Annotated in this window: 19 protein-coding genes and 1 pseudogene; 18 read left to right on the top strand and 2 right to left on the bottom strand. The window is 37.8% G+C overall.

Annotated elements, in window-relative coordinates; genetic code table 11:
- Nucleotides 1-26 precede the first annotated feature (26 nt).
- The 3 genes from DWW86_RS02430 to DWW86_RS02420 all read left to right on the top strand — a co-directional run bounded on the left by DWW86_RS02430 (nucleotide 27) and on the right by DWW86_RS02420 (nucleotide 1,288).
- A complete protein-coding gene (locus tag DWW86_RS02430; protein WP_117592288.1) occupies nucleotides 27-347 on the top strand; it encodes a hypothetical protein in 321 nt (106 codons plus the stop codon).
- 217 nt (nucleotides 348-564) lie between these two features.
- A complete protein-coding gene (locus DWW86_RS02425; RefSeq protein ID WP_015542791.1) occupies nucleotides 565-906 on the top strand; it encodes a nucleotidyltransferase domain-containing protein in 342 nt (113 codons plus the stop codon).
- Nucleotides 899-1,288: a HEPN domain-containing protein gene (locus tag DWW86_RS02420; RefSeq protein WP_022388711.1), complete on the top strand. Its 390-nt coding sequence runs from the start codon at nucleotides 899-901 to the stop codon at nucleotides 1,286-1,288. Before DWW86_RS02425 ends, DWW86_RS02420 begins: the two co-directional genes overlap by 8 nt.
- A 467-nt stretch (nucleotides 1,289-1,755) precedes the next feature.
- On the opposite strand, the gene DWW86_RS02410 is transcribed toward DWW86_RS02420, so the two are convergent.
- The gene (locus DWW86_RS02410) at nucleotides 1,756-3,213 is read right to left on the bottom strand and encodes a DDE-type integrase/transposase/recombinase (RefSeq protein WP_015542790.1); all 1,458 of its coding nucleotides are present in this window, start codon (nucleotides 3,211-3,213) and stop codon (nucleotides 1,756-1,758) included.
- Between the two features lie 158 nt (nucleotides 3,214-3,371).
- On the opposite strand from DWW86_RS02410, the gene DWW86_RS02405 reads away from it, so the two are divergent.
- Together DWW86_RS02405 and DWW86_RS02400 are read left to right on the top strand one after the other, a co-directional pair.
- Nucleotides 3,372-4,013 (top strand): hypothetical protein, encoded by a 642-nt coding sequence (locus tag DWW86_RS02405; protein ID WP_005424144.1) that lies wholly within the window; start codon nucleotides 3,372-3,374, stop codon nucleotides 4,011-4,013.
- Nucleotides 4,014-4,367: 354 nt separating this feature from the next.
- Nucleotides 4,368-4,586, top strand: a complete 219-nt coding sequence (locus DWW86_RS02400) for a helix-turn-helix domain-containing protein (RefSeq protein ID WP_005424142.1) — start codon at nucleotides 4,368-4,370, stop codon at nucleotides 4,584-4,586.
- Nucleotides 4,587-4,797: 211 nt separating this feature from the next.
- On the opposite strand, the gene DWW86_RS02395 is transcribed toward DWW86_RS02400, so the two are convergent.
- The gene (locus DWW86_RS02395; RefSeq protein WP_117942146.1) at nucleotides 4,798-5,475 is read right to left on the bottom strand and encodes a hypothetical protein; all 678 of its coding nucleotides are present in this window, start codon (nucleotides 5,473-5,475) and stop codon (nucleotides 4,798-4,800) included.
- 543 nt (nucleotides 5,476-6,018) lie between these two features.
- On the opposite strand from DWW86_RS02395, the gene DWW86_RS02385 reads away from it, so the two are divergent.
- From DWW86_RS02385 to DWW86_RS02325, 13 genes and pseudogenes are all read left to right on the top strand, one after another.
- Complete coding sequence (locus DWW86_RS02385; protein ID WP_055056185.1) at nucleotides 6,019-6,558, top strand: RNA polymerase sigma factor; 540 nt, start codon at nucleotides 6,019-6,021, stop codon at nucleotides 6,556-6,558.
- The gene (locus DWW86_RS02380; RefSeq protein ID WP_117942145.1) at nucleotides 6,552-7,658 is read left to right on the top strand and encodes a DUF4179 domain-containing protein; all 1,107 of its coding nucleotides are present in this window, start codon (nucleotides 6,552-6,554) and stop codon (nucleotides 7,656-7,658) included. The genes DWW86_RS02385 and DWW86_RS02380 overlap by 7 nt, the downstream gene beginning before the upstream one ends.
- A gap of 521 nt (nucleotides 7,659-8,179) precedes the next feature.
- Nucleotides 8,180-10,039 carry an asparagine synthase (glutamine-hydrolyzing) gene (gene asnB / locus DWW86_RS02375; protein WP_117942144.1) on the top strand — a complete coding sequence of 620 codons (1,860 nt, stop codon included), beginning with the start codon at nucleotides 8,180-8,182 and terminating at the stop codon, nucleotides 10,037-10,039.
- On the top strand, nucleotides 10,027-10,317 hold the full coding sequence (locus tag DWW86_RS02370) for a transposase (protein WP_015542785.1): 291 nt from the start codon (nucleotides 10,027-10,029) through the stop codon (nucleotides 10,315-10,317). Before asnB ends, DWW86_RS02370 begins: the two co-directional genes overlap by 13 nt.
- Nucleotides 10,318-10,466: 149 nt before the next feature.
- On the top strand, nucleotides 10,467-12,188 hold the full coding sequence (locus DWW86_RS02365) for an ATP-dependent nuclease (protein WP_055056188.1): 1,722 nt from the start codon (nucleotides 10,467-10,469) through the stop codon (nucleotides 12,186-12,188).
- Complete coding sequence (locus tag DWW86_RS17220; protein ID WP_207661396.1) at nucleotides 12,188-13,225, top strand: UvrD-helicase domain-containing protein; 1,038 nt, start codon at nucleotides 12,188-12,190, stop codon at nucleotides 13,223-13,225. Before DWW86_RS02365 ends, DWW86_RS17220 begins: the two co-directional genes overlap by 1 nt.
- Before the next feature lie 168 nt (nucleotides 13,226-13,393).
- Nucleotides 13,394-13,945, top strand: coding sequence for a 3'-5' exonuclease (locus tag DWW86_RS17215; protein ID WP_207661395.1), 552 nt, complete (start codon nucleotides 13,394-13,396; stop codon nucleotides 13,943-13,945).
- A gap of 308 nt (nucleotides 13,946-14,253) precedes the next feature.
- Nucleotides 14,254-14,691 (top strand): annotated as a pseudogene (locus DWW86_RS02350) (RNA-guided endonuclease InsQ/TnpB family protein); the annotation flags it as partial.
- On the top strand, nucleotides 14,688-15,578 hold the full coding sequence (locus DWW86_RS17245) for a glycosyl hydrolase family 95 catalytic domain-containing protein (RefSeq protein ID WP_233435676.1): 891 nt from the start codon (nucleotides 14,688-14,690) through the stop codon (nucleotides 15,576-15,578). The pseudogene DWW86_RS02350 and the gene DWW86_RS17245, both read left to right, overlap by 4 nt.
- 398 nt (nucleotides 15,579-15,976) lie before the next feature.
- Complete coding sequence (locus DWW86_RS02340; protein ID WP_055056190.1) at nucleotides 15,977-16,609, top strand: PBECR4 domain-containing protein; 633 nt, start codon at nucleotides 15,977-15,979, stop codon at nucleotides 16,607-16,609.
- Between the two features lie 290 nt (nucleotides 16,610-16,899).
- Nucleotides 16,900-17,418, top strand: a complete 519-nt coding sequence (locus DWW86_RS02335; protein WP_005423085.1) for an RNA polymerase sigma factor — start codon at nucleotides 16,900-16,902, stop codon at nucleotides 17,416-17,418.
- A complete protein-coding gene (locus DWW86_RS02330) occupies nucleotides 17,418-18,857 on the top strand; it encodes a DUF4179 domain-containing protein (RefSeq protein WP_117942143.1) in 1,440 nt (479 codons plus the stop codon). Before DWW86_RS02335 ends, DWW86_RS02330 begins: the two co-directional genes overlap by 1 nt.
- A 22-nt stretch (nucleotides 18,858-18,879) precedes the next feature.
- Nucleotides 18,880-20,418, top strand: coding sequence for a L,D-transpeptidase family protein (locus DWW86_RS02325; RefSeq protein ID WP_055056192.1), 1,539 nt, complete (start codon nucleotides 18,880-18,882; stop codon nucleotides 20,416-20,418).
- Nucleotides 20,419-20,667 lie beyond the last annotated feature (249 nt).

Genomic DNA, 20,667 nt, shown 5'->3' with positions numbered 1-20,667 from the left:
TGTAAAAAAATCAAAGGGGTGAAGGTTTGGAAATTAATTTAAATGAAATACGGGGAAATTCACTGGTCCGCTATGGATTCAGAGTTCTGCTTGCCAAAGAATTTGGACTTTATCTGAAGGAGCAGGAGGTGGAAAAAATACTGCTTGCAGAAAGCTGCATTGAAGTATATGAAGATGTAGAGGAATTTCTGGAAAAAAGCGGATGGAGACGGGATAATCCAGAATTGTGCAGTGAATGCTATTTATTTGAAAATCATATCTGTAGAAAAATCCAGGGTAAAATCTGGTATTTTTCAAGAATACAGTATGAAAATGGATTGCGGGGAATGAAGCAGGGCTTCAATTAGAGAATACGCAGTATTCGAAGTGTGAAAGGGCGGTAATATCCTGGCCAAAAGGGTGTTACTGCCTTTTTTTATTGTAAAAAGCCAAAAGCAAAAATAGGACATTTGCTTGTGATTTTCGCTTATTTGAGTTAAAATTATTATAGAAACATTGAAATGATGGATGACAAGTGCTTTGATTCTTGTAGGCAAAAAGATGCCAGAAAACAGGAGGGATGATATGTGCACAAAAAATGAACTGAATAGTATTTTACAAAAGTTGACACAGATTTATCGCTCAGTATATGGAGAAAATCTTGTTCAGGTAATTTTATACGGCTCTTATGCAAGAGGAGATTATCATACGGATTCAGATGTAGATGTTGTTGCAATCGTGCATGGTGACAGGAAAACATTGCAGCAGCAGTTGAAAAAGGTATGGGATTCCTCTTGCGAGCTGGAGTTAGAGTACGATACAATTCTTTCTCCGACCGTAATTCCGTATGAAGAGTTTAAACAATACCAGACAGTTCTTCCATATTATCGTAACATTTCACAGGAAGGAGTGGTAATTAGTGCCTGATAATCGAAGGGAACTGATAAAATATCGACTGGAAAGTGCAAGAGAGCGTTTAAATTCGGCAGAAGTATTGCTTGCATCGAAAAGTTATAAAGATTCTATCGGAAGATCTTATTATGCCATGTTTACTGCAGTTCGCGCATTGCTTGCAAAAGATGGCGTTGATTATTCAAAACATGCAGGAGTAATTTCCTATTTCCAGCGAGAGTATATTAAAACACAAAAATTCGAAAAGAAATATTCAAAATATTTGAGTCAGGCATTTCAGATTAGAAACAATACGGACTATGCCGATTTTTTTGTAGTATCATTTGAAGATGCCCGTGAACAGGCTGATAGGGCAAAGGAGTTTTTAACGGCGATAGAAGAGTTTTTAAAAGCATAAAATATTGGTGAGAACAAATAAAATATTTCATGAAGCAACTACAGTCGGGGTATGATATATTTCTATACCCTGTCTTTTTTGTATATAAAATTTCTGAAAATATTCTGGTGAAGTAGTAGTATGATACGGAGAATTAAAAAACGTGATAGTGTCAAATGATTTATGAAAAAACTGAGCCCAAAAATAAGGCTCAAACGAACCTTGAAAATTGTAGATATTGATAACAATAAGCTCTCCGAGGGCTTAGGGCGCTGCCCTAAGTACCCGCAAGGGACTCGTCCCTTGACCCAGATTCGGGCTTTGCCCGAACCCATCCTCGCCGGAAGGCAGGAAAAGGGCGCAGTTGCCCCCTTTTCTGCTGAAATAGGATAATCCGTGAACCTTATGTCAAGAGACTTTCGCGGCATATCCTCGCACCACAGGTGCTGCGGTATTCCACGGTTCTCCTGACAACGGTTCCGCTCCAGTTATGCAGATGCCTGATTTTGTAGATTTAAGATAGTTTGCTGACCAAGGAAAATCAACAGTTGCCATTTACCTGGCATATTTTCTGCACCTTCCAACATCTCTACTTTATTTAGAACTTTGCATCCTGCGTGCTTGTGAGGTCTGAGAAAGTTGTAGTAGGCGACCCATAGAGCCAGGTCATAGTTGGCACCGTCGATGTTATCAAAGCCGTTTGTAGGTCTGTAAGAAACCTTGTATGTACGGTTTAATCTTTCGATCATCTGTTTGTATGGTCGGAATACTCTTGATACTTCATCGTCGTTGGTAAGTCCAATTACTTGAGTGATATCAAACTTAAACTTATCACCGAACTCACGGAAAAACTGTTGTGCAGCTAATGGATAGGCGCTGTAACCATCTGCAATAAAGTGGAAGTTTTCAGGAAGCTTTTTCAAGTGCCGGAAAGCCATTCGCATGGCTAGAATGCAGGGACCAACGCCGCGGTTATCAGAGACTTGATTGCCAATGATGGAACGTTTGGAAGCATCCATGATGAACCAGATATAAGCTTTTACACCACGGATTTTGATGTAGGTTTCATCAGCAGTAAATACCTTGCCAGTTCCGTAGTCATAGTTGACAACAAAGGGTTTGATACACATAGCGGCGGATTTGCAGTAGTTAGCAATGCTCTGGTGTGAGATATCGATGTTGTACAGATCTTTGAGAGCCTGTTTCGTTTTTCTAAGAGATAGACCAAGATTTACGTGAAGAGTTAGGCATAAGGACATGGTGTTGGAATCAAACTTGGTGAATTTTAGGGAAGAAGCGTTCTTCGTCAGGGAGTTTAAGTCCAGTTTAAAGAAATCTATCGTAAATTCATGGTAGATATAGTGGAGTTTGTATTTGTTTTTGCCATAGTCTTCGTCCAGATGTTTCTTATCCACTTTCTTCAAGTTGTGGAGATAGTAAGGGCATTTGGGATTCACACATTTGTGGATGATAAAGTGTTTACGGTCTTTCTTATGCACCAGGCTGTGGTTGCAATGAGGACATCTCAAGACGGTGTTTTTGGAAAAACGATTATCTTTGGTTGGAGAAAAAAGCGTTTGGCAGACCTTGCATAGAACCTGACTTTTCTTCCTGCCATCGTTCCACATCAGATAGTCCACAGGCACATCACAGGCAGGGCAAGTGCAGTGTTTGGGTATATCGCACTCAACTCGACGAAATATAGGGCGAATGGTCTTGTGGTAGCGTTGCTGGTAGTAAGAGATAAGGTCTTTCCAGTTCCAGTCCTGCTGATAGGATATGACTTTGGGAAGTTCATCAATCTTAAACTTCTGGTACTTTGGAGAATGGGAATCATCGAAAGCCCACTGCTTAAGAGGGATATATCTACAGATAAGGTTAATAAGCCAGCAAATTTGTTTATGTTGGTATTGAATGAATTGAAGTAAATAGAGTATAATGTCCATGAGCAATGTCTCCTTTGGTAGTGTTGCTTGTGGTGATTGCATTATACCAAAAAAGAGGTCATTGCTCTTTTTATTGCGAACTCCCATAAAATCAAGGTTTAAACAATAAAAATCAGGTAGTAATTTGACACTACCAGTAAAAAAGAAAGGATAAAAAAATGAGAAAAAAGATTCTGAAAGTGTTTTTTGTGATATTGACAGGTATCACGGTGACCCTGACAGGATGTGAATTGTCAGGAAGCAACGAATCCGCGCAAACGGAAAGCGAAAGTGGTAAGGATGCTGTAAAGTTTATTCCAAATCTTACTACGGCTGTTACCAGGAAGCCAACGCCCACAGCTGTGGCAGCAAATCCAGGAGACAGTGTGCAGAATCAACAGTCTGGAAATAACGCAGAAGCGGAAATTTACCAAAGCCAGGGAGATCCCGCAGATCAGGAATCTGCACAGGAAGAAACTTATGATACCCAATATATCACTGGTAATATTCTGTATTCCGATGAAAATACGATAACAGTAGAAGTGGGCGAATCAGGAAATTATTATAATATGGTTTTTAATATAGAAAACGCCGTCCTGAATATAGCTAATGGGAGTGCTGTACGATCCGGACTGAATGTTGACCTGGAGTATTATAGTCAGAATAACGTTAATATAGTAATCATGCTTACGAGTGATGGGGAGGAATATTTACCTTCCAGTACATTAGAGGAAGCGCAGAAAATGGCCGACGAATATGTACCTGATGTGAGTGAATCGGAAAACGAAGATTTTGAAGATACCCCTCCCAGTGAATATTAGATTTTCTCGGAAAAGGCACTGCATATGCAGCGCCTCAGACTGTAGACAAACTTGGTGCTGGGTATAACACCCAACACCAAGTTTGTCTACAGTCTGGGGAATATTGTTTAAATACAATATTCCTTTTTTTATAGATATAAGAAACCTTTGATTCTGAACAAAAAATAAGTTTACATTTTTATGCCCAGATACTCTTTAAAAAATAAAAGGGTATATGATGCAGGAATATAAAGATTTGGTTATACAGGCGAAAAATGATTCAAAATATATGCAAAGCTTACTTTGCATAATGGAACCTTTAGTAAAATCATATGCAAAAAAAACTTAAAAAAAGAAAAATACGAATGTGCATATATGGATAATGAAGGTGATTTACAAGAAAGCTATAGAGCGGATTATTCATCTGTGGAATTAGCATTTGATCTGAAAAATATAACCTTAAAAATGACTTCAAACCAAAGGGATATTTTAAAATACTTGATTTTAGGGTGGTCAGATAGTGAAATCGCATCTTTCTTACACTTTAGCCGTCAATATGTAAACAGAGAAAAGAAAAAATATATCAATTTCTGAAATGATTTTTTACATAAATAGTAAGTGCTGAATTATTGCTTGAATTTGTGACATAAACATATTTGCAGCAGTCAAAAGAAGAAGCAACATGTTTGAAAGAAAAATTAAGTCAAAAATGCCGCAGCCTTTGAAAATATTGGCTGCGGCATTTAAAATATATGATATGTTTGATGTAAAAAACATCAGGTTCTCAACCAGACATTTGGGTAAGTCAAGATGATGCTTCTGATATAAGATATGCAACATTAAAATCATCATATACTTGAGAATTTAAATGCATATCTTCATATAACTTGATATAGTCTTCGATTGTTTTGGTGTTATCCTCTGCATATATATGAGTGTTTCCATCGTTGTCCTCAACAAATAAGAGAGTAACATCTATTTTATCTTCTGTTAACCAGAAAGAGATATATTTTGAAAGAGTCCCATCAATTTCTGTGGCACCATCCAGAATTTGTTCATCTGATTCCAGCTCATTAATATGTTCCCAAAAAATTTGAGGAGAGAACGCAAGTAATTTTAAGTTTTTTTGAGAGTCTACTGAGTACCATATATGTGCTTCTGTGTTGAGATAGTCGGTTATATTAATATCCGTATCTGCCGGTAACTCATAAGTTTCACCGGCGTCAGAAGTCAGCGAAAAGGTTTTTGCATGATTAGAATAAGAAGTGACAATCCCCTTGACAAAATAGTAAGTTATATCTGAATCACTATCATAATAAGAGCCGGAACCATCTATATCATAAGATACATATTGCCCCTCAGGCTCCTTAGGGGCGGAAAGGGTGATTAGATCTGAGGGGGCTTTGCCAAAAGCTTGTCCGGATAGCAATATACTACCGAGTACGATACTGCCTGCGATACATAGAATTTTTACATTATTCATGGTTAAATGGCCTCCTTGTTTAGTTATTGAATATTATATCAATTAAAGTGTGAAAATTGTAATTTTGACTTATCGAAATATGTTTTAGATAATATGAAGTGACCCCACATTTGTAGCAACGTGGATTTACCTGTATACTAGAGTTTGCTAAGAACAATGGTAACAGGGATTACCGCAAACGTAGGGGAGAACGAAAAATGAGACTACCGGATAAAATAGCACCGTTTCTGGAATTATTGCACATATACAGAGAAACTGGGTCAGAAAACAGCGAAAGCATATAGGATCGATCTAAGCAGTATTTTGGTTTAGTTGCTTGTGGAGAGCAAGACAAAGAGAAGCTTGAGGAATATATTACGGAATTACATAAAAAATATAAACACAAACAGAACAGAGATTAAAAAATCGGATATTTCGTTGGCAATAGAAGAGCCAACGGAAAAAAATACTTTTATGAGAACCGATTTCCTTTCCGATGCATCTAATTAGTGTAAAAGTAAACATGAATAGTAATCCAGCTGGACAAAAGGAGAAGACAAAGTTATGACAAAAGATGTATTTATTAAGGAGGTTCGGGATGCAGAAGCCATGCTGTATCATATATCGAAGTCCATTCTGAAGAATGACTCTGATTGTGGGGATGCTGTGCAGGAAACAATTCTTAAGGCATATGAAAAACTTCCCACTTTAAAGAAAGAAAAATATTTCCGAACATGGATCACAAGGATATTGATCAATGAATGCAAAGGGATTCTTCGGAAAAGAAAAAATGTTATTCCATATGAAGAATATATGGACAATATGAAAATGACTGAGGAGGACAGATACAGTCATTTGTATATGGCGATTATGGAACTTCCGGAGGATCTGAGGGTTTTGGTAACATTGTATTATTTAGAAGGATTTTCATTGAAAGAGATCAGTGAGGCTCTGGATATTCCGGAAGGAACGATCAAAAGCAGACTTTCACGTGCAAGAGAGTTTTTGAAGGTGCAGTTATCCGAAGAAGAGAAAAGACCGGCAACTGGGAAAAACAGTAAGCAATTAAAGAGAATAACAGGAAAGGGGAAAATGTCATGTTAGAGAAGAAATGGAATAATATCGCACCGGAAGTACCACAGGATTTTCATAATAAATTTGAAGATACACTAAAACAGATTGAACAGGCGGATTCAGTTGATAAAAAATATAAAAGAAAAAAAATCAGTGGACGATTATTGATTGCAGCAGCAGTAATCTGTACTGGTATGGCTGTTACTGTGGCTGCAAAAGAGTTCTTTAAATGGAATGATTACCTGGTGAAAAGACTGGATCCATCGGAGGAACAGCAGGAGACACTGCAGGAATCAACTTATATTCAGAATATAGACCAGTCTGTAACACAAAATGGTGTGACGGTTACCTTGACAGATTCTATTCAGGATCAGGGATTCCTGTATGCTTTTTTTGAAGTGAAAACAGAGGACAGTATTTCTATGACTGATCATACTTCTTTTGAGGAGATGACACATTTTAAGATCGATGGAAAAGAAGTATATGCAGTGGACGATAACAGATTTGGAAGTTTCAATACTGGGGTAGGACAGGATGTGTTACTGAAAACAGATCAAAATTCTACACATCTTAAATATTTTAACGCCTGTATATCTTATGACGGTGATTATGATCTGAGTAATAAAACAGTAGAAATCACATTAAAGAATCTTACGGAGGAAGGAGATTATGATACGACTGTTATTACAGATGGAACATGGGATTTTAAATGGACTCTGGGTGCAGTAAAGCCTTCGACAACTCTGGAAGTGAACCGGAAATGTGATTTTGGAGGTTATGAAATCACAGTGAAAAAAATGGAAGTAACGCCCCTTTTATGGTCATTATATCTTGATTATGATGAAGCTATGAAGGTGTATGAAGATGAGAAAAACAAGTTTGAGTACACAGGTACGGACTATGGCATGGATCTTTATGCCAGAACTAGTATTGACCAGGTGCGTTATAAAGATGGAACGGTTTTAACACTTGATCTGACCATGGGAGGCATCGCTGGCGGTGGAGAAAAACAGGATAAGGAAAATGGTGTCCTGATCATCAGAAACAGCTTTCCGCAACTGGTTGATGTAGATAACCTGCAGGCGGTACATTTTGGGAACATTGACCAGTGGCTTGAAGTGCGGGAATAAAAGTTTTTTCGGTGATACAGAAAAATCCTCCCATAATTAGATAATGAGAAAATACAAAAAGAACCGATACAAGGTCTTTGCAAGACTGATATCGGTTCTTTTTGGCTAAGTCTGCCAAGCCCATTACCTTTAGGTGATGGGTAGTTGACTAAATATAGGTAATCATACAGTCGGAAAAATGGTTCTGTAACAAAAGACCGTTTTTCCGGCTTTTCATTTTATCAGTAGTGAGGCATTCACACCGTTTGAAAATCTGTAAGATCTGAGTCATTGGGGTATGTCATGACGGGTAATCAAATATATGACATAGATTCTGCAATTGTAGAAAATAAGATTGACTTTCTAATTCTACAGATGTAGAATTAGAGATGATTTCTACAAAAGTAGAAAAAGAAGGGAAAACACAAGCTGAGGCGCAGACTCACAGACCACTATGATTACGATGTGACCATGTGGGATTCACTTGTGGTAAAAAAGTTGTTGCAGCGTATAAACTACATCAAATAGATACGGAGGATAAAATGTGCGGAATCTGTGGATTTACAGGTTACAGACAGGATCAGAAGACAGTAATTGAAAGGATGATGAAAGCCATTGAGCATAGGGGCCCGGATAGTGAGGGCTCTTTTTGCAGGGAGAAGATCACGCTGGGCTTTCGAAGACTTAGTATTATTGATTTAGAAGATGGGCAGCAGCCTATGGAAAGTGCGGACGGAAACCTTCATATTGTTTTTAATGGAGAAATCTATGATTATAAGGAACTGCGGGCAGAACTTGAGGCTTTCGGCATTTCTTTCTGTACCCATTCTGACACGGAGGTTCTGATAAATACTATTCAGCTGTATGGGGAGAAGGCACTGAATAAGCTCAGGGGAATGTTTGGGTTTGCTGTATGGAATGAACAGGAGCAGAGTTTGATGCTTGCAAGGGATTTCTTCGGAATTAAGCCTGTGTACTATGCCGAAATAGATGGACACTTTGTATTTGCTTCTGAAATTAAGAGTATCCTTGCATTTCCAGGCTATGAAAGGAAAGTAAATCAGAAGGCACTGGAGCAGTATTTGTCATTTCAATATTCCCCTCTGGAAGAAACTTTTTTCAGGGGGATTTATAAGCTTATGCCAGGTCATATGCTTTTATATAAAAACGGAAACTATGAGATAAAGACTTATTTCAAAACAAAGCTTGCACCAGGCCAATGGGACCGTAAGACGAATATGGAGCAGCTGCGGAATGAGCTTGCAGAGAATTTAAAGGATTCAGTGGAGCACCATATGTTAAGTGATGTGGAAGTCGGCGCGTTTTTATCCGGGGGAGTGGATTCCGGTTATCTGGCTTCTTCCTCTGGTGCAGATCAGGCATTTACAGTGGGATTCGATGAGGGAGACCGATATAGTGAAGTAAACAAAGCTGCCAAAGTGGCAGAAAAAGCAGGTTTGAAACACCATGTGAAAATCATATCCAAGCAGGAATTCTGGGATGCCCTTCCAGATGTTATGTATCATATGGATGAGCCCCTTGGGGATGCTTCCGCCGTTGCACTCTATTTTCTCTCAAAAGAGGCTGCAGGTCATGTCAAGGTTGTTCTTTCCGGAGAAGGAGCAGACGAGCTTTTCGGTGGATATAATATTTACAGAGAACCGGAATCTTTGAAAAAAATTGACTGGATTCCATTTGGCGTCAGACGTATAATTGGAAAACTGGCTGCAAAGCTGCCGGATGTGAAGGGACGAGATTTCCTTATCCGTGCAGGAATGAAAGTGGAAGAACGTTTCATCGGAAATGCATATATTTACCGTGAAAAAGAGAAAGCGCAGATTTTGAAAAATAAAGTAACAGGACCTTCCACACAGGAATATTTAAGACCATTTTTTGAAGAACTTGAGTCAGAAAACAGAGAATCACTTCAAGACATGGAAAAAATGCAGTCTGTAGATCTGAGCTACTGGCTTCCTGGCGATATTTTGCAGAAAGCAGATAAAATGAGCATGGCACATTCATTGGAAGTCAGGGTACCATTTCTGGATAAAGAAGTTTTTGACTTTGCAGCAAAGCTTCCGAAAGAAGCCAAGATTGCAGCGGGTACAACCAAATATATTTTCCGTAAAGCTGTTTCAGAATTTCTTCCACAGGAAACCGATGAACGTAAGAAACTTGGTTTTCCAATTCCAATCCGTGTGTGGCTGCGGCAGGATGACTGGTATCAGATGGTAAAGGAGTTATTTACCTCGAAAGAAGCAGAAGAGTTTTTTCATACAGAGGAACTGCTTCAGCTTCTGAAAGACCATAAAGAGAAAAAGGCAGATAACAGCCGTAAAATCTGGACAGTTTTGACATTCCTTATCTGGTATGATAGATTTTTTGCTACATGTTCGAAGTAAGAATGTTGCTGTCACGCAGAACATATGCAAAAATCCTGCCAGAATATTCCAATATCATAGTGCATATGTGTTATGCAACATCCAAACTCTGGAATGTCTGCAACTATGAACGTCGTCATTATAAAGAACTGGGGCGGGAAAAGTATCCTGACTGGTATTATCAGAAAAAAGAGCATAAAGGAGATCTGTGGTACAGACAACTTCCGTCACAGACAGCGCAAGAGACCTGCAAACAGCTGGACAAAGCATGGAGATCTTTCCTTATATTAAAAATATAAGGTTTTTGTGAATACTTTTTATTCCTTTATGTTTTCTACGTCCATCAAATAGGATATAATATATGATTATAAATCTATAATGGGAATCAGAAAACTGAAGATTAAAGGAAGGAAAAGATGTTTAAATTTTAAAACATCAAAATAATGTCATGTATATAAGTGAAATAGTAGAAATTAATAATTATCGGAATTTGACCGGAAAGACAATAACGTTTAATGATACTTTAAATTTTCTTATTGGCGAAAATAATATTGGTAAAACCAATATATTAGAATTGATAAACATCTGCTTGGCAATCGGGAAATTTGCAGAAACCGATTTTATGGATATCACATTACCAATTAAAATTAAATTCAAAGTTAAATATTCAAATGAAGAAATCGGATATTTTGAAGATAATTTTGATGTAGATGACAGTAATTCAATTACTTTAGTTGCAGTGCAAGATTCTGTCGATGAAAGGATAAATTATTATCACGATACGCCAAATCAAACCAAAATTGGTATGGCAACCATACGGACTATGAATATATTGTACTATTATGCACAAAGGATGCCATCAAAGGAAGTAGACTTTAGAAAAACAAGCGGTTCAGGAAAAGTATTGAATTATCTTATTCAACATAGCTTGGAACAATCTGAAATACAAGAAAAAGATATTCTTAAGAAAACAAAGCTTAAGAATATTGTTAAAAATGTGAACATACAAATAAAAAAAATAAATACGATTACAGGGGATAGTGTAAGTGCTTATGTTGAAACAGAAGTAGATAAACTTGTATGTAGATTGTTAGGCTTGGGAGATGAGAATGGACGAGAATTAAGCTCACTGGGCGAAGGGGTTCAATATGCATTTAATATTTTGTTACAAATTATTGAAATAATTTATAACGTTAAGGTGACAAGGAAACCTGAAGATTTTGAAGAACGATTAATAAACAGAGATGGAAAAAAACTCTTTCCTTTATTCTTAGTATTAGATGAGCCAGAAGTTCATCAGCATCCATATAGGCAGCGAAGTTTGATTAGAAAAATTAAGGCATTGATTGAAAATAATAATCAAGAATTTTTAAATTTATTAAAGGATTTGTTTGATATAGATGGATTAACAGGACAGATTTTTATAGCTACACATTCACCGAATATTTTATTGGACAACTACAGACAATTTATAAGATTATATAAAAGTACAGGAACTGATTCGCAATTAAAAATTGTTTCAGGTATGAATGTTGTGATTGATGATAAATTATATAAGCATATGCTTCATAATTTTATATATTTAAAAGAGGCTATGTTTAGCAAATGTATTATTTTTGTAGAAGGAGACACTGAAAATGGGGCAATTCCGGTATTTGCTGAACGTATGGGCCTCGATATGGATGAGAGAGGAATCGGAGTTATCAAGCTAGATGGAGCAGACAGTGTAAAAAGATGTATGGCACTTTACAAATCTTTTGGAATAAAATCTATCGCGCTAATAGACAAGGATAAGAAAGAAAGTTATAGTTCTGAACCAGATATCTATTTTACAAAAGCGAATGATTATGAAGAAGATGTATATGACAATTTTAAATTGACTGATTATTTAAAAAGCTGTAAAGAATTGTCAGGAGTAGAACCATATATTCCGATTTTGAGAAGGGAGGGATTAAATTTTAATCCTGGACAATTTGTAGAAAATCCAGCAAATATTGAAATAGATGATACTTTACAAATGAAAATTATGGTGGAGAATAAAGATAGAGAGCTTCAAAAATTAAAGCAATCTAAAAATGCGGCTAAAGGTGCAGTTTTAGCGGGATATGTTACAGTTATTCCGCCTGCTTTTGAGAAAATCATCAATAAATTAATAAAAGAGGTAAAATAATGCAGGCAGAAAATGTTATTAAAGAAAAACATGCAGGAGATATCGAGCAATTAAAGTTCATCTTCTCGGATGAAAATAGAATAATTGTTACAGCACCAGCTGGATGTGGAAAAACAACAGCAATGGTGAGTAAAATTGCTAGAGAATTAAGTAATGGACATATTTTGTCGAATAAGAAAATTTTAGCAATGACATTTAGTGTAAATGCGGCAATGAAAATAAAAGATTCATTAAAAGCACTTTTACCAGAATTGGTGGAAAACATCCAAAAATATTTAGCTAAAGTGGATGTTGCCAATTATCACAATTTTGCGATGAGAATTCTCTTTAAACATGGATATTGTCTTAATGGTGAATTCACTCATTTATCGGACTTCAAAATTGTAGACGAAGATAGTCCTCTTTTGAATACATTTATTACAAGTGCTGATAGTGATAAATTGAAAAAAGTAAATGATGCGGTTAAAGCCTCAAATAAAGAGGAACTGATTGCTGCATTGGATGATTACTGGGATATTTTAAACAGAAAGCTAATAACAAATCATGTAATTACATATAATGGAATTTTAATATCTGCAATTAAATTACTGCGTGAAACGCAAATATCTTCTTTTTATAAACAATATTATCAGATGATTATTATAGATGAGTTTCAGGATACAAATCTGTTAGGGTATTTGTTGATAAAAAAATTAATTGGCAATAATATGATTATTTTTTTGGGTGATGATGTTCAAAAAATATATGGTTTTTTAGGTGCTGTAAATGGTATTTTCAATTTAATCATTGAAACCTGTCCAGTTATAGAGATTAAATTTTGTAATAATTATCGTTTTAGAGAAAACAATCGAATGAAAGCCTTAGATTTATTTATAAGGGATTGTGTAGAAAATTTTCAGCCATCGAATTTAAAAGCCTCAGTTCTTGTGAAAAATTTACAGAGCGATCATGAAGAAGATGATTTTATTGTAAAGGGAATAGAAAAGATTGTTTCAACTAAAGAAGATAAGGTTGCGGTTCTGGTACGAGCAGGATAGCAAGGCAATTCAGTTGCTCAAATTTTAGATCAAAAAGGCATTCTGTATTTTAATGCGTTATTTAAAGAAACTGATCCCGAATATATTTCTTTTTATAATATAGCATTAGAAGAATTTCATAATAATGTTTTAGGCAAAGCTGTTCAGCGAAATCTAAAGAATTGTTTATTGGCTGTTGATGCCAGAAGAAATGAAATATATCAACAAGAATCAAAAAAATATATATTTGAATCAATGTATAAATTATTAGAAATTTTATTTGTAGAATCGAAAAAAGTGAGTGGAACTTCAAGAGATAAATATGACTATATTGATTTCATTTTAGGAAACAAAGGATTAAAACATATGATGGAATTTGTAGACGAACAAGTTGTTTTAACTACTATACATGCGGCGAAAGGCCTAGAATGGGAATATGTAATTATTCCTAGATTAAATGGTTTCGCTTTTCCAAGTTCTCATATGTGCAGATCTTGTAAGGAAGCAAATAGTTGCAATGAAGGATTTGATTATTGCAAATTTACATATGCTCAATCATTAAAAAAAGCATTTAAAGAAGAACTGAGTATTTTATATGTTGGAATTACAAGAGCAAAAAAGAATGTGTTTTTTACAGTAAACACGGGAGCTAATAAATGGAATCATAGTAAAACTACGAGTTGTTTGCTTAATCTTGAAGGCCTTATCTTAGAAGATTATGAATGGGAAAATGCAATATGATGCTGGAAATCTGAAATTTACTGTCAGAAAGAAAAGAACTATCTGTGGAATCTGGGCTGTGTTTTTGACCGCGCCCATAGCAGCTTTCCTGGATATGTACCTGAGAAACAGGCTAGCGGAATATCAAATTGCACGCATACAGGCGATGTTTTCCAGCGGTAGCGAAACAGACTATCTCACAAAAATGTTGCATTCACTTTGGAGACAGAATAAGCTGATCGGGAAAAGCAAATCAGATGTAACGGGCTTCCTATCCAACCTTCAAAAGTAAACATAACCGGTTCCAGTCATACAGAACGGTAAATCAAAAAGATAATATTCGTATTGTGGGAAGATATATCAAACTTCCGAAACTTGGATTTGTTAAAATACGGCAGTCGATGGAAGTGGAAAAGATTAACCACGTGATCATTGAGCACACACCGGCTGGAAAATATTTTGCGGTTTTAAATGTTGATTTTGAACCGGAACCACGCTTAAATGCTGGCGGAACGATAGGGATTGATGTCGGAATCAAAGCGTTCTACTCCGACAGTAATGGAAATACGGTATCAAATCCCAGATATCTGGAACGCTCAATGCGAAAACTCATAAGAGAACAGCGCAGGCTTTCCCGAAAACAAAAAGATTCCCATAACCGCGAGAAGCTGCGGATCAGGGTGGCAAGAGTGTATGAGAAAGTAACCAATCAGCGGAATGATTTCCTGCAGAAACAGTCAACGATGCTGGTGCGTGAAAACCAATGATCGAGGGAGCCGTAAAGTTCTATCTTGGGTTCCTGTTCCCATATGGGGAATACTATGTTACCGGGCCTTCCACTTCTCCGGAAAACCGTTTCTGTGGAGAAGATGGAAAACCCCACAGTGTGGGAATGGCATCCACCATGGATACCAGCATTCTGAAAGAACTGTTCGGGTACTACCTGAAAATCTGTAACATCCTGGGCATAGAGGGAGAGACAGTGGATGTAAAACGGGTACTTTCAAAACTGCCACCATTTAAGACGGGAAGCTTTGGACAGATCCGGGAATGGCTCCTGGATTATCCGGAAACAGAGATCCATCACCGTCATGTATCCCATCTATATGGCCTTTATCCAGGAAACCTGATCACAGAAAACACCCCGGAGCTTCTGGAAGCCTGCCGGGTGGCTCTGGAAAGGCGCGGGGACGAGGGAACCGGATGGTGCATGGCATGGAAGGCCTGCCTCTGGGCCAGACTCCGGGACGGGGAACATGCACTGGGGCTTTTGAAAAACCAGCTCCGTTATACCAGGGAAGAAAACATTTTCTGTGTGGGAGGCGGCATTTATCCCAACATGCTGTGTGCACACCCACCGTTCCAGATCGATGGGAACTCTGGCTTTGCAGCTGCGGTTGCAGAGATGCTTATCCGGAGCAGGAAAGGGTATATCCTGTTACTTCCGGCACTTCCGGATGAATGGAAAGACGGAAATGTCCGGGGAATGAAGGCACAGGGTGCCATCACAGTTGATTTTGAATGGAGAGATGGCAGGATACACAGGGTTCGCCTCTGTTCTTCCTGTGAGCAGAAAGTAACGTTGGAATGTAATGGAATTTCAAAAACAGTATTTTTAAGACCTGATGGGACAGAGGATATGATTTTTGATTGATCTGTCCTGAGGACCTGGAAATCATAGACAGTGGTAAGTAATGGGGTACAATAAAATACAGCCAATCGATTTTGCCAGAAACTATTGATATTTCTTAGGGTATCGCATATAATATAGTTAAACCAAAAGGTTTCGTGTAGCGGCACGTAAAAGCTGTACTGTGCCCGGGCAGGGTAATTACTGGGACTATTTGATACTCGGAAGGGTATTACGCCCACACCAGGGAGATACGGTGAGTCCGCGCCGGGGACTTAATGATACCGGCGACATTTTAGACGTTCGGAAGGATGTCGCGGCTGACAGCCAGCATAAAACCGCTTTTTAAGATTATGGGCACTGGATAACAAAAAGTTGTCCGGTGCTGTTTTTATATTATAGTGATGATTGGGAAAAGATAGATGGGAAAACAACAGGATAGAGAGAAAATCGTACAGGAGATTAAAATAGCTGCCGATCTGTACAGGAAGCATCTGGTAGGTAAAAGGTTTTTATATGTATTTGAAGGCAGATATATTGAGGTGCTTTATAAAGCTGCCAATTTCAGGCACTTAACAGGTGTGGCCACAAACCTTTCCGCAAAAAAGTTTTATAGTTATGCAGCAAAAAAGCTGCTTCAGGCTTCGCAGATATTTTTTACACCGCAGCACCCTTTTTCATTGTGTAAGCGTAAAATTAAGCATATCGGACAGATTGCAATGCTGGCTGGATCAGAAGGCTTTATGTTGGAAGAGATTGTTACAGATACGAGAACTTATAAGTTTGGCACAACAGATCTTAATTTTACTCTATGCTTAAATAAAGAGTATGATGATCAGGGACAGCAAAAAGGCGATTGCTTCGTAGTAGAATCACTGCGAGATGAAGATTGTTTTTCTAAAAGTAGAACAGCATATACAGTAACTCATATTTTCTCAGCACCGAATGATGCGAAAAAATATACAACTTTACTGTTTTTGGATGAAAATGCAATGATAGACAGTCTTCCGGATGAAATTAAAAACATGCTGGATCAAACTTTATTACATAAATAAAAATGGAGAGTCTTAGTTGGCGATTCAATTAATCTATCCTGAGGGTATGAGAATTATTGACAGCCGTATCATGTAAAACGCACATGGTACGGCTGTTTTTATACCCTAATAGGACCTGATGATCATAAAAATTTTGAACGATTTCGGGGGTGTTTTTATCTGGGATAATTTTTTTAAAAATATTTGCAATCTTTTTAGGGATTCGCACGTCTAATAAGTAGAAGCACATAAATGAAGCTTCTATAGTATACTACGGATGACTAGTCTGAGATAGGAGAGCCGGAACTACAATGAATGAGGTTTTGATACGAAAAGCGAAGAAAGGCGACAAAGATGCTTTCTGCCGACTTATGGATGAGAATGTACAGAGTATGTATAAGATTGCGGCAGCATATCTGAAAAATGATGAAGATGTTGCGGATGCAATACAGGATACGATTCTTTCCTGTTATGAAAATCTGAAAAGTCTGAAACAGAACAGATATTTTAAAACTTGGATGATTCGAATCTTGATCAACAAGTGTAAGGACATGATACAGAAGAAAAAGCTGGTTACTTATACGGATCAGATGCCGGAAACACCTTTTCACGAAGAAGAATATGCGGCAATGGAATGGGCACAAGTATTAGAAACATTGGATAGCAAATATCGCTTGGTTGTTCTTTTGTACTATATGGAAGGGTTTAGTGTCCGGGAGATCAGTGACGCTCTGGATATGAAGGAAAGCACTGTGAAATCTCGTCTTCATCGTGGTAGAAAACAGATTGCAGAGATGTATGGATATAAGGTTAAGGAGGGACGTGTTTAATGATGACTTTAAATAATAATGAGAAAGACTTCCAGGAAAAACTTCAAAAGGATACAGAAATGCCGGCAATCGTGCATGAACGTATCAATCAGGCATATCGATTGATTGAAAATAATGCTGTGTTACAGAAAAAAGCACCAAGGGATCCATTCCACTGGATGAAAATCGGAGGCAGGGTAGCAGGAGGTATGGCAGCGGTACTGGCGGTCGGATTTATATTCTGTGCAACCAATCCAGTAATGGCAAAGAATATCCCGGTTGTAGGAGGGCTTTTTGAAATCTTGCAGGATAATGTAAGTTTCTTTGGTGATTTTTCGGATTATGCAACAACCTTGGAATCCGTTGATGGAACAACGGCAGATGGCAGTGAAGCAGATGGGGACAAGACAGGTAATGCCACTAGTGAGAATGCTTACATTAAAACAGCAGATGGGCTGACAATTACATGTTCTGAGGTATATGCCAACAGCCAGGCAGTCTATATAACTATGCAGTTTAAGAGTGATAAGCCATTTCCAGAAACGTCAACCAGGGCGGAAAGTGGAACACCGGTCATTGATCTGGATATGACTGGAGGTGTGGACTTTGATTCAGAAGCTAGTCGGGTGATCGACGGTCATGTGGAAGGACAGTTTCTGGATGACAACACCTATGCATGCATTTTCCGTTATGATCTTGCTCAGGCGGCAAAAGACTATACGGAATATAATGAGAAATACAATGAAATGACACAGCAGGTAATGGATGAGATGGGAATAACTCAGGCGGACTTAGATGATCAGACGGATGAAGGTTATGCACTGCTGGAAGAGTTTATCAATAAAGTATCTGAGCGTGGTGGAGCATATCAGAAATATATTAAAGATATTGAGATTCCGGATACTTTTAATCTGCATCTGGATATCTCGAAGGTAAGAGGGCTGGAAGCAGACTATGAGTGGTCAGAAGCGGATGATGAAAACTATGGAAGGGATGCCGGCTACTACAAATATGAAGGTAACTGGAGTTTCGATATCCCGGTTACAGTAGATGATTCCCGGACAGAAGTATTGGAACTGAATGATACAAACGATGCTGGTATCGGACTCAAATCCGTAATTCGTTCTCCGTATGAACTGACGGTAAATGAACTTTATAAGGAAGGATCCAACAGTGACTGCTTCATGGTAGCTCTTGATGCCAACGGAAACACACTTCCATATAATGAGTCTACTGGAAACTGTAATAACTTCGCAATTCAGGACAGGGATATTTCGACAGTAGATATTTATTTCCTGGATTATATCCAGTATATGGATGAACTGAAGGGGCAGCAGAATTTTGATAATCCTACGAAAGAAGACGGACAGAAATGGAAAAAACTTCTGGAGGATAATGCGAAATATCATAAGACATTACATTTTGATAATGACAGTGAGACAGTGCAAAAAACTAAGTGATTCAAAGAAAGATAAGTAGGATATGAGACAAAAAGAAGTGATAGGGCAGTCAATGAGAACCACAAAATCGGCAAGACCAGGTTCAGTTGTTTATGTGCCGATGGATAAATCGGAATTCAGATCTATTATATTTTCAGAAAAGAAGAAAAATAAAATTAAGAAAATTGTAATATTGATTATATTGATGATTTTTGTTATAGGCTGTTGTATTTATGCAGGTATATCTTATTATTACTCATATCACTTCTTTTATGGGACGACCATCAATGGGATTGACAGTTCAAATAAGACAGCATATGAGGTTGAGCAGGAGATTGCTGGGAAAAAGGATAACTATACTATTCAGGTAAGGGCAAGAATGCAGGACCCGCAGGCCATTACAGGAAAAGACATTGATTATAAATACGTATCCAGCGGTGCGGTTCTCCAGCTGCTGAAAACTCAGAAATCATGGGAATGGATCGGCAGTCCTTTTGAAACAAAAACCTATATGGTTCAAGAAGAGACTTTTTTCAGCCGGGAGAAACTGGAAGAACAGGTAAATTCATTAAATTGTGTGAAAAAAGAGAATCAGATAGCACCGGAAAATGCGTATGTAAGTTTTGTTAACTCAGAATTCACTATTGTGCCAGAAACGGAAGGCAACGAATTAAATACCAAAGAAGCTTATCAGATGATATGCAGGGCAATCGATAACGATGCGGCAGAGGTAAATCTGGAAAGTGATCCAAAGGCTTATAAGAAAGCAGATGTGACGAAAGAAAGTTCAGAACTTCAGAATATGGTAAATACATATAAGAACCTGACAAAAGCAAATATCACATATACATTTGGAGACGAAACGGTAACACTCGATGGGAATACCATCAAAAACTGGCTGCAGTTTGACGAGAAAGGGCAGCTGCTCCAGAATGATGAAGCCTTCCGGCAGCATGTAGTGGATTATGTGGCACAGCTTGCAGCAGATCATGATACAGTTGGCACTGAAAGACAATTTCAGACCACAAGCGGAAGGACAGTGTATGTATATGGCTCAGCCTATGGATGGAAGATTGATCAGGACAAGGAAGTAGCACAGCTCATGCAGGAAATTCAGTCAGGAACCCAGACAACCAGGGAACCGGTGTATTCTATGAGGGCAAATGCACACGGGATCAATGATCTCGGAGATACATATATAGAGGTAGATCTTACAGAGCAGTATATGTGGTATTATCAGAATGGAAATATTATTTTCCAATCAGAAATCGTATCCGGACTGCCAAGCGATCCGGATAGAAAAACACCCCCTGGAATATTCACATTGAATTCAAAGAGCAGTCCGTCCGTGCTGCGAGGTGAAATGACAGCAAATGGAACCTATTCTTATGAACAGCCGGTAACGTACTGGATGCCATTCAATGGAGGAATTGGCTTTCATGATGCAGACTGGCAGCCGTACTTTGGTGGTGACAGATATCTTACAGGTGGTTCTCATGGATGTATTAATCTTCCACCAGAAAATGCCGGACAGCTTTATAGTCTTATTCAGTATGATGTCCCGATAATCTGTTTTTACTAATTCCATATTCAAGATGAACAGGACAGGAGCTAAGTAGTAATGCAGTTGGCTCCTGTCCTTCATTGTCAACAATATCAGATTGGCACATGATCACCCTTTGGTGAAATACATTGACTGGTTTTGACGGGACATGTATAATAAAATAAGAAACAGCAAATAAAAGTAGCTAAATAGACAAATATCGTTAAAGTGTAATGTAAATATGTAAACATAAAATTCTTGACGAACAGGTTGGATTATGTTATAATT

Source organism: Ruminococcus sp. AF17-22AC, from assembly GCF_003460065.1.
In the GTDB taxonomy this organism is placed as follows: Bacteria; Bacillota; Clostridia; order Lachnospirales; family Lachnospiraceae; genus Blautia_A.
The sequence above is the reverse complement of the archived record's forward strand: the minus strand, read 5'-3'. Positions and strand labels throughout refer to the sequence as shown.

Bases quoted from the DNA above. Each gene is read 5' to 3' on its own strand.
- DWW86_RS02425 (WP_015542791.1), top strand. From the start codon at position 565: ATGTGCACAAAAAATGAACTGAATAGTATTTTACAAAAGTTGACACAG.
- DWW86_RS02340 (WP_055056190.1), top strand. From the start codon at position 15,977: ATGGGAAAACAACAGGATAGAGAGAAAATCGTACAGGAGATTAAAATA.
- DWW86_RS02410 (WP_015542790.1), bottom strand. From the start codon at position 3,213: ATGGACATTATACTCTATTTACTTCAATTCATTCAATACCAACATAAA.
- DWW86_RS17245 (WP_233435676.1), top strand. From the start codon at position 14,688: ATGATCGAGGGAGCCGTAAAGTTCTATCTTGGGTTCCTGTTCCCATAT.
- DWW86_RS02380 (WP_117942145.1), top strand. From the start codon at position 6,552: ATGTTAGAGAAGAAATGGAATAATATCGCACCGGAAGTACCACAGGAT.
- DWW86_RS17220 (WP_207661396.1), top strand. From the start codon at position 12,188: ATGCAGGCAGAAAATGTTATTAAAGAAAAACATGCAGGAGATATCGAG.
- DWW86_RS02385 (WP_055056185.1), top strand. From the start codon at position 6,019: ATGACAAAAGATGTATTTATTAAGGAGGTTCGGGATGCAGAAGCCATG.
- DWW86_RS02335 (WP_005423085.1), top strand. From the start codon at position 16,900: ATGAATGAGGTTTTGATACGAAAAGCGAAGAAAGGCGACAAAGATGCT.
- DWW86_RS02365 (WP_055056188.1), top strand. From the start codon at position 10,467: ATGTATATAAGTGAAATAGTAGAAATTAATAATTATCGGAATTTGACC.
- DWW86_RS02405 (WP_005424144.1), top strand. From the start codon at position 3,372: ATGAGAAAAAAGATTCTGAAAGTGTTTTTTGTGATATTGACAGGTATC.
- DWW86_RS02370 (WP_015542785.1), top strand. From the start codon at position 10,027: ATGTTCGAAGTAAGAATGTTGCTGTCACGCAGAACATATGCAAAAATC.
- DWW86_RS02400 (WP_005424142.1), top strand. From the start codon at position 4,368: ATGGATAATGAAGGTGATTTACAAGAAAGCTATAGAGCGGATTATTCA.
- DWW86_RS02325 (WP_055056192.1), top strand. From the start codon at position 18,880: ATGAGACAAAAAGAAGTGATAGGGCAGTCAATGAGAACCACAAAATCG.
- DWW86_RS02330 (WP_117942143.1), top strand. From the start codon at position 17,418: ATGATGACTTTAAATAATAATGAGAAAGACTTCCAGGAAAAACTTCAA.
- DWW86_RS02395 (WP_117942146.1), bottom strand. From the start codon at position 5,475: ATGAATAATGTAAAAATTCTATGTATCGCAGGCAGTATCGTACTCGGT.
- asnB (WP_117942144.1), top strand. From the start codon at position 8,180: ATGTGCGGAATCTGTGGATTTACAGGTTACAGACAGGATCAGAAGACA.